1 pseudogene is annotated in these 581 nt (G+C 81.4%); it reads right to left on the bottom strand.

From position 1 onward, the window contains the following. Positions 1–65: 65 nt before the first annotated feature. Positions 66–581: pseudogene (locus GL263_RS27685) on the bottom strand (hypothetical protein); the annotation flags it as partial.

Below are 581 nucleotides of genomic sequence, written 5' to 3'. Positions count from 1 at the left end.
GGCCCGGCCCCGCACGGCGGCGCCCACCCACCGCACGTCCCGCAGCGCCGCGACTGACCGCCCGGTCAGGCGGTGAGCACCAGCCAGACCCCGACGGCGACAAGAAGCACCGCGACCGTCAGCATCACCGCCGTCACCGGCACCGGAGGACCCGACCGCTCGCCGCCGGCCCGCGCGGACACCCGCGGCGCCCCGGCGTCGGCCCGCACCACGCCGACCGGCGCCTGGTGCGCGGCCGCCGGAGGGTAGCCGTACCCGGCGGGCGCCTGCGGTCCGCCGTAGGGACGCGTCGGCGTGGCCGGCTGCACCGGCACCGGCAGCGGCTCCGGCATTGGGAGCGGCTCCGGCACCGGCAGCGGCTCCGGCGACTGCGTCGGCTCCGGCGTCCCCGGCGTGTGCGCCGCCTCGGGGCCCGCTGCGACCGCCCTCGGCGGGGCGAGGTGGAAGTCGCCCGTCTCGGCGGCGCCCGGCACCCGCGACGTACCGCCGGGAGGCTCGTCCTCTCCGCCTCCCGAGCCCTCCGGGCCGTCCGGGCCCCAGCCCGGCGGCAGCGGGCCGACCCGGTCGGCGACCTCCACCCC

Source organism: Streptomyces durbertensis (assembly GCF_014156695.1).
Taxonomy (GTDB): domain Bacteria; phylum Actinomycetota; class Actinomycetes; order Streptomycetales; family Streptomycetaceae; genus Streptomyces; species Streptomyces durbertensis.
Note: the sequence above shows the minus strand (reverse complement) of the source record. Positions and strands in the feature narration are given on the sequence as shown.